This window comes from Pseudomonas lactis (assembly GCF_001439845.1).
Taxonomy (GTDB): Bacteria; Pseudomonadota; Gammaproteobacteria; order Pseudomonadales; family Pseudomonadaceae; genus Aquipseudomonas; species Aquipseudomonas lactis.
This window is the reverse complement of sequence record NZ_JYLO01000020.1, coordinates 84,981-97,523: the sequence shown is the minus strand read 5'-3', so window position 1 is coordinate 97,523 and position 12,543 is coordinate 84,981. Positions and strand designations below refer to the sequence as shown.

14 protein-coding genes and 1 pseudogene are annotated in these 12,543 nt (G+C 59.3%); 9 read left to right on the top strand and 6 right to left on the bottom strand.

The genetic code is table 11. The features are described 5' to 3' along the window. Positions 1–3 precede the first annotated feature (3 nt). Positions 4–999 carry a GlxA family transcriptional regulator gene (locus tag TX24_RS27835; RefSeq protein WP_057711878.1) on the top strand — a complete coding sequence of 332 codons (996 nt, stop codon included), beginning with the start codon at positions 4–6 and terminating at the stop codon, positions 997–999. On the opposite strand, the gene TX24_RS31480 is transcribed toward TX24_RS27835, so the two are convergent. Both TX24_RS31480 and TX24_RS27830 read right to left on the bottom strand, forming a co-directional pair. Then, a complete protein-coding gene (locus TX24_RS31480; protein ID WP_003192693.1) occupies positions 971–1,141 on the bottom strand; it encodes a DUF2986 domain-containing protein in 171 nt (56 codons plus the stop codon). The genes TX24_RS27835 and TX24_RS31480 overlap by 29 nt on opposite strands. 112 nt (positions 1,142–1,253) lie before the next feature. Then, positions 1,254–2,282: an alpha/beta hydrolase family protein gene (locus tag TX24_RS27830; RefSeq protein WP_057711864.1), complete on the bottom strand. Its 1,029-nt coding sequence runs from the start codon at positions 2,280–2,282 to the stop codon at positions 1,254–1,256. A gap of 139 nt (positions 2,283–2,421) precedes the next feature. Here TX24_RS27830 and TX24_RS27825 point away from each other — a divergent pair, with 139 nt between their 5' ends. Beyond that, positions 2,422–2,880 (top strand): MerR family transcriptional regulator, encoded by a 459-nt coding sequence (locus TX24_RS27825; RefSeq protein WP_057711863.1) that lies wholly within the window; start codon positions 2,422–2,424, stop codon positions 2,878–2,880. Between the two features lie 61 nt (positions 2,881–2,941). Here the strand turns inward: TX24_RS27825 and TX24_RS27820 are convergent, their stop codons facing one another. Continuing rightward, positions 2,942–3,229: a DUF6124 family protein gene (locus TX24_RS27820; RefSeq protein ID WP_057711862.1), complete on the bottom strand. Its 288-nt coding sequence runs from the start codon at positions 3,227–3,229 to the stop codon at positions 2,942–2,944. Between the two features lie 692 nt (positions 3,230–3,921). Between TX24_RS27820 and TX24_RS27815 the strand changes: the two genes are divergently transcribed. The 3 genes and pseudogenes from TX24_RS27815 to TX24_RS27805 form a co-directional block, all read left to right on the top strand. After that, positions 3,922–4,305 carry an addiction module antidote protein gene (locus TX24_RS27815; protein ID WP_032900783.1) on the top strand — a complete coding sequence of 128 codons (384 nt, stop codon included), beginning with the start codon at positions 3,922–3,924 and terminating at the stop codon, positions 4,303–4,305. 209 nt (positions 4,306–4,514) lie between these two features. Continuing rightward, complete coding sequence (locus TX24_RS27810; RefSeq protein ID WP_003192686.1) at positions 4,515–5,150, top strand: lytic polysaccharide monooxygenase auxiliary activity family 9 protein; 636 nt, start codon at positions 4,515–4,517, stop codon at positions 5,148–5,150. Positions 5,151–5,190: 40 nt separating this feature from the next. After that, positions 5,191–6,192: pseudogene (locus TX24_RS27805) on the top strand (chitinase); the annotation flags it as partial. A gap of 196 nt (positions 6,193–6,388) precedes the next feature. On the opposite strand, the gene gudD reads toward TX24_RS27805, so the two are convergent. Together gudD and TX24_RS27795 are read right to left on the bottom strand one after the other, a co-directional pair. Beyond that, positions 6,389–7,714 (bottom strand): glucarate dehydratase, encoded by a 1,326-nt coding sequence (gene gudD, locus TX24_RS27800; RefSeq protein ID WP_003192683.1) that lies wholly within the window; start codon positions 7,712–7,714, stop codon positions 6,389–6,391. Between the two features lie 19 nt (positions 7,715–7,733). Continuing rightward, positions 7,734–9,095: an MFS transporter gene (locus TX24_RS27795; RefSeq protein WP_034136218.1), complete on the bottom strand. Its 1,362-nt coding sequence runs from the start codon at positions 9,093–9,095 to the stop codon at positions 7,734–7,736. Between the two features lie 336 nt (positions 9,096–9,431). On the opposite strand from TX24_RS27795, the gene TX24_RS27790 reads away from it, so the two are divergent. The 3 genes from TX24_RS27790 to TX24_RS27780 all read left to right on the top strand — a co-directional run bounded on the left by TX24_RS27790 (position 9,432) and on the right by TX24_RS27780 (position 11,228). Then, positions 9,432–10,145, top strand: coding sequence for a FadR/GntR family transcriptional regulator (locus TX24_RS27790; RefSeq protein WP_003192677.1), 714 nt, complete (start codon positions 9,432–9,434; stop codon positions 10,143–10,145). 10 nt (positions 10,146–10,155) lie between these two features. Further along, entirely contained in the window at positions 10,156–10,851 is a 696-nt protein-coding gene (locus TX24_RS27785; protein WP_003192676.1) for a tRNA (adenine(22)-N(1))-methyltransferase, read from the top strand. Between the two features lie 77 nt (positions 10,852–10,928). Then, on the top strand, positions 10,929–11,228 hold the full coding sequence (locus tag TX24_RS27780; protein ID WP_034136037.1) for a DUF3144 domain-containing protein: 300 nt from the start codon (positions 10,929–10,931) through the stop codon (positions 11,226–11,228). On the opposite strand, the gene TX24_RS27775 is transcribed toward TX24_RS27780, so the two are convergent. Beyond that, a complete protein-coding gene (locus tag TX24_RS27775) occupies positions 11,198–11,737 on the bottom strand; it encodes a P-loop NTPase family protein (RefSeq protein ID WP_057711861.1) in 540 nt (179 codons plus the stop codon). The two genes, TX24_RS27780 and TX24_RS27775, sit on opposite strands and share 31 nt — an antisense overlap. Positions 11,738–11,868: 131 nt before the next feature. Between TX24_RS27775 and TX24_RS27770 the strand changes: the two genes are divergently transcribed. Further along, on the top strand, positions 11,869–12,495 hold the full coding sequence (locus TX24_RS27770; RefSeq protein WP_003192671.1) for a glutathione S-transferase family protein: 627 nt from the start codon (positions 11,869–11,871) through the stop codon (positions 12,493–12,495). Positions 12,496–12,543: the final 48 nt, after the last annotated feature.

The following is a 12,543-nucleotide window of genomic DNA, read 5'->3' as shown; positions in this document are numbered from 1 at the left end:
GTGGTGAGCGTACCGGTGCTGTTCGTGCTATTGCCAAACGTGCTGATGCTCGACCTGGCCGGGCCTGCCGAAGTACTGCGCCTGGCCGCGCAGGTCGACGACCCGGCGGCGGTGGATTTCGACTTGCAATACGTCAGCCCGGTGGCAACGCTGCACACCTCCATCGGCTTGCCGCTGACGGGGCTGGCGCCACTGCCGTCGACCCTGGCCCCCGGTACGCTGGTGGTGTTGGTGGGCTCCACGATGAACGTGTCGAAAGCCCAGCAAAAGGCCTTCGAATCGGCCAGCCATCAGCTCACCCAGTGGTTGCAAAACGTCTTCGCCCCCTCGGCCGAGCGTCTGGTGTGCGTGTGCGCCGGCGCATTGAGTGCCGCCAGGGCCGGGCTGCTCGATGGGCGCCAATGCACCACGCACCATTCTCTGTGCGCCACCCTGCAGGCCCTCGCCCCCGAGGCCCAGGTTCTGGAAAACCGCCTGTACGTCACTGATGGCCCGGTCAGTTGCAGTGCTGGTGTCACAGCAGGTATCGACCTGATGTTGCATCTGGTTGCCGAACTGGCCGGGCCACGCTTGGCGTGCGCGGTGGCGCGAGACATGGTGGTGTACCTGCGCCGCAGCGGCAGCGACCCGCAGTTGTCGCCCTGGATAACCGGGCGTAATCACCTGCACCCGGCGGTCCATCGCGTGCAAGACGCCATCACTGCCGCCCCCTGCGAAACCTGGACACTCACCCGCATGGCAAGCCTGGCCTGCACCAGCAGCCGGCACCTGGCGCGCCTGTTCCAGGAGCACGTACAGATCAGCCCCTTGGATTACCTGCATCGCCTGCGCGTGGCCGTAGCCCGCGAACTGCTGGCCGAGTCGGACCTGGGCATTGAAACCGTCGCCGAACGCGCAGGCTTTGGTTCGGCGCGGCATCTGCGGCGGATCTGGGGCAAGTATGAAGCGGCCACCCCTTCAGCCATGCGTCTTACTCAGCAGGCGTCTCGGGGGGCGTAACCGAGTCCTGGCCAGCTTCGGTTTCCAGCTTCAAGCGGTCGGCCTTGCTGATGTATCTGTCTTTGCTTTTTGGCGCCAGCTTGGCACTGGCTTTTTTGGCTTTGGCCTTGAAGAGCTGCTGGAGTTTTTTCTGGCGGTTCATGTCGCGATGCCTGAGAGGGAAAGGCGCGGATGATACCAGTTTCAACACATATGACCGGGCCCTGGGTTAATGCCAGTCAGTCAAGGCAGAGGTGGTAACTGTGGCCAGAGATTCAGTGTGCCAAGAACTGGCTGATCAGCGTGATCACCTGCTGCTGGATCACAGATCGTGGCCGTGCGCCCGGACCATCCTGACAGATGATGCTGTCACCGGGCACATCCGCGTCGAGCACTGCCGCCGCGCCAGGTTTGCATTGCAACATAAAGCTGAAGTGATTGGCGTCGCTGATCTGCACGTACTGCGTAGAGGCTTTTGGCAGCCGCTTGGCCATGTCGGCCGATTCCATCTGCGCTGGCAAATCCGCTGACGGTACACCCGCCGCTATCACCAACGCCCGCACCGGCAGCGCCGCCAGGCTTGCATCGGTAAACCCGCGCGACAGGCCCAGGTCCAAAGACACCACGGCGCTGACGCGCTTGTCGCTCAAGTCCGCGGCCAATTGCGCCTTCCCGTTCGGAGTGCCCTCAGGGTTCATCTCACGGTAGGCGGTACACGCGACCAGCGTCGGATTGGCGCTGCAGTCCCGGGCAAACAGCGCCGGGTCGAAACGTGCACCGGCCGTCTCCATCACCGTCCAACCCCCGAGGGAATGACCCACCACCGCGATCCGGCCGCTGTCCACCGCACCGAATGGCTCGGGCTGCGCCAACAGCGCATCGATGGCCCGGCTCAAATCCCTGGGCCGTTGCCACAACTGCGCAGCGGCCTCGGCGCTGCGATCTTGGCTGGTAGTGCCCGGGTGGTTCACCGCCGCCACGATATAACCCTGCTGGGCCAGTGCACTGGCCAGCCACGCCTGCTTGCCCCAGTTACCACCGTAGCCGTGGGAGAGCACCACCAAAGGATGCTTGCCGGGCGTCGGTGCGGCATCAGGTACCGCAAGCACACCAATGAACACCAGGTTGTCGGCGATCAGCTTGGGTTGCGCGGTGGTAATGGCGGGGTACCACACGGCCATCTCCAATGGGCGAATGTTATGAGCGTTGGGGAGGGTAGTGGTTTGGAAACCGATGGGGTTGTCGTTGGCGAGTGCAGGCGCGGCAAGACCTATCAGGAGCAGGGCGGCGAGGATGGCTTTCATTGTTTTTATCGTCCTTGAAATGAAGGACGCAGCATGACCTGAATCGGTCGGTTCAGGTAGAGGGTAACGGGCGCCTTGGCCGCCCAATGACTTTAGGTTTAAAGTCAGCTTTAAGGTCAATGGTTTTTATGGATGGGACATGAGAATAGGCGAGTTGGCAAAAATCAGCGGGTTGGCGGCCTCACGCATTCGCTTCTACGAGGCGAGCGGTCTGATCCAATCGGTTGAGCGTAAGTCCAACGGCTATCGGGACTATGCGCCCGGCACCGAGGCGGTGTTGGAGATCATCACAGGCGCTCAGGCGGCAGGTTTTTCTCTGGAGGAAATCCGGCAGTTAATGCCCAGAAGCGCCGGTGGTTGGCAGCATGACGCGCTGCTCAGCGGGCTCAAGCACAAGGTCGAGGAAATCGAGGTCCTGCAACAACGGCTGGCCCAGAACAAGGCTCAGTTGCTGAATGTCATCAAGGGCATCGAAGGTAGGCCCGAGGGCATGGCATGTGCCGAGAATGCGCAGATGCTGATTGATCGTCTGCGCGAGGATGGGGCGGCTCCAGCGTCTTCCAAGAGAAAGAGCGCCCGCCAGGCTTCGAGGGCCTGACCGGCGCAAAGGCGCTGTCGAGTCGTCGTGAAGTCGATCATGACGACTGATGGCTGCAAGGCTAGCTAACCGTTGAAGCACTTTCCCTCGCCATCAATTTGTCCACCAACAAAACACCCAACTCACTCAACTGATGAATCGCCAACGCGACATCGCGCTGTTTACCCGTCAGTTCATCCGACAGATCAAGCAGCAATGCGGTGACCGAGGAAAAGGTTTCGTAGCTGTTGGCGATGAGCATTTCGCTGCTGGCATCGTCGGTAACGCTGAACAGCGAGGAGGAGGGTGGTTGTGCCTGATCAAGCTTCAGGTTTGGATCGTTTGGAGGGTTGGGCGTGACTTTGTACATATGCGTAATTCCTGAATGGGGCCGACACCGTTTCGCTACTAAACGAAAGGGTGGCAGCTGTACGCAGGTTAGTAGACCGGGGAATTACACAAAGCCGGCGCGCCCGAAGGCGCCCTACGCACAGCCACCATCAGGCACAGACAGGAACGTCTGATAGATGAAGCTCATGCACTAAGTGTAATTGACCCTCGGGCTACTAAACCCGATCACTGAGTTGTCAGCGACCGAGCCACCTTAGAGACGCCCATCCAAGCGCACAAGCCGGCGGATTCTGACGCAACTGTAGGCAATGGAGCAAGGTGGTGAAGCTTGCTGTAGGACGGGTCCACATCAACGCCGGCCCACTCACCCACTCCCTGTAGGAGCGAGCTTGCTCGCGAAAAAATCATAGGCGCCGCGTTCACTCTGGATGCACACCTTATCTTTACGTTCTTCGCGAGCAAGCTCGCTCCTACAGTCGCGACGCAACGTTTCGGTCTTGAGGACATAAGCGCTAATAGTATTGCTCGGCTGCCTGCGCAGCGGCTGGACTAGGATTTTTTCTGGCGGTGCACACCGACATTAAAAATTCACTGGCATCTACAAGAAGTAGCCAGTAGGCTACATTTGAATCTATGACCAATACGATCGGCGGGACGCCCGAGGAATCAAGCGGGCAAAAGAGATTCTCGATGCCCTGAGAGGTCAATGACATGAGTAAGTCGACATTCAAACCAGAGGACATGCCGATCCTCGAGTTGGATACATCCGGCACCAGCGCCTATGAGGCTTCACGTTTCCTTGATAGCCCGGAAACCATCAGTGCCTATCTTGCGCAAAGCATGGCATGCCATGACCCACACGTCCTTATGAAGGCGCTGGCCGAGGTTGCCAAGGCCCTGGGTGTAAACAAGGTTGCCGAAGCGGCGGGGGTGAATCGGGAGAGCCTGTATAAAACCCTGAAAGGCGGATCAAAGACACGTTATGAGACGGTCCAGAAGCTGATGTTGGCATTGGGCGTGGAACTGACGGTGCGACCGATTACCGCGACCACCCCTAAAAAAACGGCTGCCATCGGTACAGAGAAGCTGTATTGAAATGCGCATGGTCTTGTAGGAAATCGACCTCTGGTAGCGTAAGGGTTTCCCTATAACACTGTTTATATATCCAGTATTTGCGGGTCTTCGCGCTCATGAACCGAAAATGAGCGAAAAATGCGCCTGTGGCAAAAAAAAGCTACTCCGTTAGGTTGAGGTCCTCTCCTTCAAGAAAGGAGAGTCCTTAATCAAGTGAATGGAGTCACAAAATGAACAAACCACAAACCCAGACACCGCTTCGCCATGGTCGTGTCACATCCCCTTCCAGCCGTGGCGCAGTCGCCGTGGATCTTGGCCTGCTGGAGACCTGGCAGGTCAATGAAATGGAAGGCGGCAAGAACTTCCCGGCACTGACGGCCGGTCCGTTCCCAGCGCCTTATCAAACCGACAGTGACAGTGTCACCCCACCCGCCGACGGCTTCATCCTCAGCGGTGGCAAGACCGATGCGCGTGACTGCGTCAACTTCACCCACGAGGAAATGGCCAAGCAACTCGGCCGCGCTTTCACTTGGCCGTTGCTCAATGTCGAGCCGGGTCAGACCTTCAAGGTCACCTGGGCATACACCGCGCCGCACACCACCCGTGGCTATCGCTGGCTGATCACCAAGGATGGCTGGGACCCGAAACAGCGCATCACCCGCGCACAACTGGAAACCCAGCCGTTCGCTGAAGACTTCTATGCCCAGGTGCCGTACTACAGCCATGCAGGCGAGCTGAAGGCCAAGGTCAATCATGAAGTGAAACTGCCGGCCAATAAAAAGGGCCAGCATGTGATTGTGTTGATGTGGATCGTCGCCAACACCGGCAACGCCTTCTATCAAGCCTTCGATGTGGACTTCAAATAAGCCCGCACCGTTAAACCCACACGTTCTGAAGGATTAGAACATGTCAAAGATTGACTTTACCTCATTGCAATCGCCGCTCAACGATGCCGCTTCGCTGATGCCGAGCATTGCCGGCAAAAAGATCCTCATGGGCTTCTGGCACAACTGGCCTGCCGGCCCGAGCGATGGCTACCAGCGTGGCCAGTTCGCCAATATGAGCCTGGCGGATGTACCAAAGGATTACAACGTGGTGGCCGTGGCCTTCATGAAGGGCAACGGTATCCCAACCTTCAAACCGTACAACCTGTCCGACGCCGAGTTCCGTCACCAGGTGGGTGTGCTGAACAGCCAGGGCAGGGCGGTGCTGATTTCCCTTGGCGGCGCCGATGCACACATCGAACTGCATAAAGGCAACGAACAGCCACTGGCCAACGAGATTATCCGCCTGGTGGAAACCTATGGCTTTGATGGCCTGGATATCGATCTTGAACAGAGCGCGATTGATTTCGCCGACAACAAGACTGTCCTGCCCGCCGCGTTGAAATTGGTCAAGGACCACTACGCAGGTCAAGGCAAACACTTCATCATCAGCATGGCGCCGGAGTTTCCGTACCTCACCACCGCCGGCAAATACGTCGGTTACATCCAGGCGCTGGAAGGCTATTACGACTTCATCGCCCCGCAGTATTACAACCAGGGTGGCGACGGCATCTGGGTGCAGGAGGTCAACAATGGCAACGGCGCCTGGATTGCCCAGAACAACGACGCGATGAAAGAGGACTTCCTGTATTACCTGACCGAAAGTCTGGTGAGCGGAACGCGTGGGTTTACCAAGATCCCGGCAGATAAGTTCGTCATTGGCCTGCCCGCGAACGTCGACGCGGCTGCCACCGGTTATGTGATCAACCCAACAGCCGTGACCAATACATTCAAGCGTTTGCACGACAAAGGATTGTCGATCAAGGGCCTGATGACCTGGTCGGTGAATTGGGACAACGGGATCAGCAAAGACCGCGTGCCCTACAACTGGGAGTTCAGCCGCCGTTATGGGCCGATGATCAATGGCACTGATCTCTCTGGCCTGGAGCAGGATGCGGCGGAGTTCGAGGTCGCTAATCGGCAGTAGCGTAAAGAGGGCTCTGGCAGACGTGCCAGAGGTCAAACCGCTAAGCTTCTGATCTGACTAAAATCCGATGCCTGTTTGGGCATCGGATTTTTTGCGTCACGCTCAAATTGCGCTGAGCGCTCCTAAAGCCGATTTACCGCACCAAGCAAGGCCGCTTGTTATCAAAGCCCCAACCCGGAATCAGAAACTGCATCGCCACACTGTCATCCCGCGCCCCAAGGCCCATGCCTTTGTATAGTTCATGAGCCTTGGCCACCGCGTCCATATCGATATCCACACCCAGGCCAGGCTTGGCCGGCACCTTCACATAGCCCCCTTCAATCTTCAACGGTTCGCGTGTCAGGCGCTGACCGTCCTGCCAGATCCAGTGGGTGTCGATGGCGGTGATCTCGCCGGGGGCGGCCGCCGCCACTTGGGTAAACATCGCCAAGGAAATATCGAAGTGGTTGTTGGAATGCGAGCCCCAGGTCAGGCCCCACTCGTTGCACATTTGCGCGACGCGCACCGAGCCTTGCATCGTCCAGAAGTGCGGGTCGGCGAGGGGGATGTCCACTGATTGCAGCTGGATGGCGTGGCCCATTTCCCGCCAGTCGGTGGCGATCATGTTGGTGGCGGTTTTAAGGCCCGTGGCGCGGCGGAATTCGGCCATGACTTCGCGGCCTGAATAACCGTTTTCTGCGCCGCAGGGGTCTTCGGCATAGGCCAGCACATGATGCTGGTCGCGGCACAGGCGGATGGCTTCTTTCAACGACCATGCGCCGTTGGGGTCGAGGGTGATGCGCGCATCGGGAAAACGCTCGGCCAGTGCGGTGACGGCTTCGATTTCCGCGTCGCCGCTCAATACGCCGCCCTTGAGCTTGAAATCGTTGAAACCATATTTGGCCTTGGCCGCTTCGGCCAGGCGCACCACCGCGTCGGCGGTCAGGGCTGTTTCATGGCGCAGGCGGAACCAGTCGTCATCGGCGTCGGCCTCGTTGCGGTAGTCCAGGTCGGTGGCGTTGCGATCCCCCACATAGAACAGGTAGCCGAGCATCTTCACCGCGTCGCGTTGCTGCCCTTCGCCGAGCAGGGCCGCCACCGGCACCTCAAGGAATTGACCGAGCAAGTCGAGCAGGGCGGCTTCCATGGCGGTGACGGCGTGGATGGTGATGCGCAGGTCGAAGGTTTGCAGGCCACGTCCGGCAGCATCCCGCGAGGCAAAGGTACTGCGCATTTGGTTGAGCACGCGCTGGTATTGGCCAATCGGCTGGCCGATCACCAGCCCGCGCGCGTCCTCCAGTGTTTCACGAATGCGCTCGCCGCCTGGCACTTCGCCCACGCCGGTGTTGCCGCTGCTGTCCTTGAGGATGACGATATTGCGCGTGAAGAAAGGGCCGTGGGCGCCGCTGAGGTTGAGCAACATGCTGTCGTGGCCGGCGACGGGGATGACTTGGAAGTGGGTGACTATAGGGGTATTCATGGCAAGTTCCTGACTGGGCTCAAAGGGGTTTGCTGAGAGGGGTGCCGGTGGTCACAGCGCTTGGCGCGGCCGACACGGCAGAAGGTGAAGTCTTGGCGAAGAACACCAGGATGGCCGCCAGCACCGAGGTGCCGGCCAGGCCATACAGCCCGCCCTGGATTGACCCGGTGGTTTGTTCAAGAAAGCCAAAGGTGGTTGGCGCGACAAACCCGCCCAGGTTGCCGATGGAGTTGATCAGCGCGATCACGGCGGCGGCGATGCGCACATCCAGGTAGCCCTGGGGGATCGGCCAGAACAACGAAGACGCGGATTTAAAACCGATGGCCGCAAAGCAAATCGCAACGAAGGCGAAGATCGGCCCGCCCGTGGTGGACATGAACATCCCCGCCGCGGCGATCAACAACGCCGTTGCGACCCAGGCCTGCTGGAACTTGAACTTGCCCGACAGCGAGGCGAACGCGTACATGGCAATGATCGAGATCAGCCAGGGGATCGAGTTGAAGAAGCCCACCTGCACATCACTCAAGTCGCCCATCTTTTTGATGATGCTCGGCAGCCAGAAGGTCGCGGCATAGATCGTCAATTGAATGCAGAAGTACAGGGCGCAGAACAGCAGGATCTGGCGGTCCTTGAGCAGCTTGCCGATGGTTGGTTTGACCGTGGTCAGGGCTTCACGATCACGTTGCTCCTGATCGATAGTCTCCACCAGCGCATCCTGTTCTTCGCGGCTCAGCCACTTGGCATCATGGGGCTTGGAGTCCAGCCAGAACCACACAAAGAAACCCAGCGCCACCGATGCCAGGCCTTCGATGGCAAACATCCATTGCCAGCCGTGCAAGCCCAGCCCTTCAATCTGCAACAAGGCCCCCGACAACGGCCCGGAGATCAATGACGCCACCGCCGAGCCACTGAGGAAGATCGCGATGGCCTTGCCACGCTCCACACCGGGCAACCAGCGGGTGAAGTAATAGATCACGCCGGGGAAGAAACCGGCCTCCGCCACGCCCAGCAAGAAACGCAAGATGTAGAAGTGGGTTTCGTTCTGGATGAACGCCATCAGCGTGGCGACGATGCCCCAGGTGAACATGATGCGGGTCAGCCAGATACGCGCGCCGACTTTTTGCAGCAGCATATTGGACGGCACTTCGAACAGCGCATAGCCAATGAAGAACAGTCCGGCGCCGAAGCCGTAGGCGGCTGCGCCGATGCCCAGGTCATGCTCCATGTGCGTGCGCACGAAGCCGATATTGACCCGGTCGATGTAGTTGAGGATGAACATGACCACGAACAGTGGGAGCACATGGCCCTTCACTTTGCTCACGGCGCGGGCGAGCGCTGAATCACTTTCGGGTGCGGCTGAGGCTGGGCTTGAATGCTTCACGAATGAAAACTCCCCCTGATTATTTTTATGCGGGCTTGGTGTTTTGTTGACGGACATCATACAAGTTGTTTTTTGAAGGCCGCAATCCTGTGAGAGCTGTTTTTGTTCTTATAAGCCGGTATTGAGATTGGCTATTTTGGTTATTTTCCAGATTTTATTGGGTTTTGCCCTGCTGGTGACGGCTCGGGGTGTGCGCTTCTCTCAAAGCGAAGACAGGCTCGGGTGAGTTGGGATGAGTGTGTTGTCATACAAGCTAGGTGTTTTTCTCCGCCACCCGTCGCCCCGTGCGCTCAGGGTGATAAGCTCCCCCCAGCCCAACCCCGTGGACCCGTCTCGATGCCGATTAAAAGCACACCGCCTGTGCGTAAACGTTCCGCCAACCTGGCCCAGGGTGTGGTCGAGGCACTGACCCAGCGCATCCGGTTGGGGCAACTCAAGCCGGGTGAAAAACTGCCGTCCGAATCCACCATCGTGCTTGAGCATGGGGTGAGCCGCACCGTGGTGCGTGAAGCCTTGTCCAAGTTGCAGGCGTCGGGGCTGGTGGAGACGCGTCACGGCATTGGAACCTTTGTGCTCGAGCAGCACACGCAGCCAGGCCTGCGCTTGCATGTAGACACAGTCGCCAGCGTGCGCAACATGCTCGAATTGCGCCTGGGCCTGGAAGTGCAAGCGGTGGCCTTGGCCGCGCTGCGCAGGAGCGAGGCACAACTGGCCCACATGCGCCAGGCGCTGGACGACTACCAAGCCTCCCTGGCCAATAACGACAGCTGTGTGGAGGAGGACAAGCGCTTTCACCAACTGATCGCCGAAGCCACCGGCAATACATTTTTCACCGACATCATGCAGCACCTGGGCACGGCGATGATTCCGCGCACCCAGGTGAATGCCGTCGAGCGCGGCGGCGCGGACTTTGCCCAACTGGGGCAGTTGGCGAACCTGGAGCACGAGGCGATCTATAACGCCATCAAGCGCCAGGACCCAGACGCCGCGCGCGCGGCCATGGTGCTGCACTTGACCAACAGCCGGGATCGATTTTCCGGGCACTCTTAAGGAATCACCGTTGAACGAACACACCTTGTCTCAGCGCCTGGAGCGCGTGGCCGCGCACATACCGGCGGGTGCCCGCCTGGCCGATATCGGCTCGGACCACGCCTACCTGCCGGTGGCCCTGATACACCGCGGCGCTATTGCGGCGGCCGTGGCGGGGGAAGTGGCCGCTACACCGTTTCAGGCGGCCAACCGTACCGTGGCCGACAACGGCCTGGCGCAGCACATCACCGTGCGCCTGGCCGATGGTTTGGCGGCGATTCAAGCCGGCGATGACATTACCGCTGTCAGCCTGTGCGGCATGGGCGGCGAGACGATCCGCGACATTCTCGACAGCGGCAAGGCGCACCTCAATGGCCGGGAACGCTTGATCCTGCAACCCAACGGCGGCGAGCAACCCCTGCGCCAATGGTTGATGGACAACGGCTACCAGATCCTGCACGAGGAGCTGCTGCGGGAAAACCGCTTCTACTACGAAATCATCGTCGCCGAACGCGCCGAGACGATGACCTATACCGCCGAGCAACTGTACTTCGGCCCGCTGCAAATGCAGGCGCGTAGCGAGGATTTTTTGGCGAAGTGGCAACGTATATTGCGCGAGAAACGCAAGACATTGGCCAGCCTCGAACAAGCGCGGCAGGCGGTGCCCGAGCAGAAAGTGCAGGAGATCGTGCAGCAGGTGAAGTGGATCGATCAGTTGCTCGCCTGAGCGACATCTCCCACATTAGAACTGTGATCCCCGGATATGCTCCAATAGCCGCATCATCAGCTCACCAGGAACCCGCCATGGCCGACACCACGGACCAAGCCTTCTACGACCGGGCAGACGCCCATATCGAACTGTCCAACGAACAGCTCAAGACCTGCGAAAGTCTCGGCGAGGTCAGCGCGTCAATGATGTTCGGCACCACACGCTTCAATGCCTGGGCCAGTGCGCGCAACTTCAAGTCCGGCGCCGAAATGGCGGATGCGCGGGAAGCGATGTTGAAGTATTTCTGCGACCAGTACCGGATGATGCTTGAGGATAACCTGGATGATCACATCAATAATTTCAGTCAGTACATGCGGGTGAACCCACAGGGTTGATCTGCGCATTTCAGGAACTCGTCTACTTCCTGTGCGTTGCGCAAGTGAATCACTGGAATCTGCGGCCCGATGTTCATGCGCGCCGCTTCAATGCCAGGTCGGCTCACCCGATCGTAGTTCCAGCAAAAGCTCAGGAAGTTCAGAAACTCCCTGTCCAGTTTCTCCTTGCAGCCTGCGGGCTTATCTGCACGCGGCCGGTCCAGCAAGCTGCGCATAAGCACTCGTCGCAAGCAGGTGGTGCGAGGTATGTCGAGCCATATGATGAGGTCTGCGCGCGGCAGGCGTAGATCGAAAGTCCGTCGGGCGTAATTGCCTTCACAGACCCATCGGTCCGATGCAACCGCTTGCCAGACCCGCGCGCGGAAGACCTCATTGTCGGCCTCCACCCAATTAGGCTCCCAGAACAATCTGTCCAGATGCACTACGGATAAATTCAGGCGCCTGCCAAGGTCGCGGGCCAGGGTTGATTTGCCACTGCCTGCGTTACCCAGTATCACGATGCGTTGCATGTGCAGTCCTTTGCTGTGGAACAGTCGAGCCTTGAGCGATATTACGTGATTTGCTCTTTAGGCGAACAACATTCAGGGCACTTCACCTCCGACGTGTAGTCTTCTGCTTATCCCTAACGGAGCTGTCCGCTATGATCACTGTCCATCACCTCAACAATTCTCGCTCACAACGCATTCTCTGGATACTTGAAGAACTGGGCCTGCCCTACGACATCAAGCGCTACCAGCGTGACGCCAAGACCAACCTGGCGCCGCCTGAACTCAAGGCCATCCACCCCCTGGGCAAATCCCCGGTGATCGAAGACGGTTCCCGCGTGCTGATCGAATCTGCTGCGATCATCGACTACCTCATCCGCCGCCACGGCAACGGCCAACTGCAACCCGACCCGGCCACCGACGCCTACGACAGCTATGTGCAATGGCTGCATTTTGCCGAAGGCTCGGCCATGCTGCCGCTGATGCTCAACCTCTACGTCGGACGCCTGGGTGAAGCGGGTGCACCGCTGCATCCGCGGATCGAATCGGAACTGGCCAACTACCTGGGCTACCTGAATGATGTGCTGGGCCACACGCCGTACCTGGTGGGCGACGCACTCAGCGGCGCGGATATCCAGATGAGCTTTATCGGCGAAGTCGCCCAGGCCCAGGGCAAATTGCAGGCCTACCCGAACCTGGCCGCGTGGCTGCAAAAGCTCCAGGCGCGCCCGGCATACCGCAAGGCGGTGGAGCGGGGCGGGGAATACGCGTTCGCCAAATAGCGGGACCACCGACACCGCCTCCTGTAGGAGCGAGCTTGCTCGCGAAAA